Origin of the sequence: Dietzia sp. B19, assembly GCF_014145155.1 — a bacterium.
Taxonomy (GTDB): Bacteria; Actinomycetota; Actinomycetes; order Mycobacteriales; family Mycobacteriaceae; genus Dietzia; species Dietzia natronolimnaea.
In genome coordinates this window covers 1-816 of record NZ_JAALED010000563.1, presented here as the reverse complement: position 1 = coordinate 816, position 816 = coordinate 1, and the positions used below count along the sequence as shown (strand labels likewise).

The window sequence follows — 816 nt, the reverse complement described above, 5'->3', positions numbered from 1 at the left end:
TCGTCCCGCACTTCCGGTCCTTCGACCTGGTCGAGTGGGAGTACGTGGGGGACGCCTTCGGATCCCGTCCCTCGTGGGCACCGTCGGGGTCGTACCTGTGGGCGCCGGACGTCCACGTCGCCGACGCCGGAGCGGTCATGTACTACACGACCGGCGGGCCGGCCCCCTGTATCGGGATGGCCACCGCGCCCGGGATCGAGGGCCCGTGGACCCACGGCGGTGCGCCGATCGTCTGCTACGGGGCCGACGCGCCCTATCGGGATCTGGATCCGATGGACCCCGAGGTGGTGTTCACGGCCGACGGCCCGGTCATGTTCATGGGGAACTTCGAGGGGATCCACGCGGTGCGGATGAACCCAGCGGGGACAGCTCTGATCGGCGACCCCGTCCTGGTGGCCGGTACGGGCGTCGAGGCCCCCGCCATCGTCAGCCGCGAGGGCAGGACGCACCTGTTCACCAGTGCTGGACTGTGTTGCAACGGCGAGCAGTCCCAGTACCGGGTGTTGGGTGGCCGCGCCGACGACGTGATGGGCCCGTACTCCGATCGGCAACAGCGCCCGTTGGTGCAGGGGCCGGGTTCCCCGCTGCCCGGCGACGTGATCCTCAAGGGTGACGCCGACTGGGTGGGACCGGGTCACGTCGACGTGACCACCGACGACGCGGGGCAGGACTGGATGCTCTATCATGCCGCCCCCCGCGGCAGCGCCGTGCTCCCCAACGGGGTGCAGCGGAGGTACATGATGCTCGACCGCCTGGACTGGGTCGGCGGGTGGCCCGTGGTCGGGGACGGCACCCCGTCCTCGACCCGGTCCGCCG

1 protein-coding gene is annotated in these 816 nt (G+C 71.2%); it reads left to right on the top strand.

Features of this window, described 5'->3' with window-relative positions; genetic code table 11:
* Positions 1-816 (top strand): family 43 glycosylhydrolase (locus tag G6020_RS15325; RefSeq protein WP_241732763.1); only part of this gene is annotated, 816 nt, incomplete at both ends.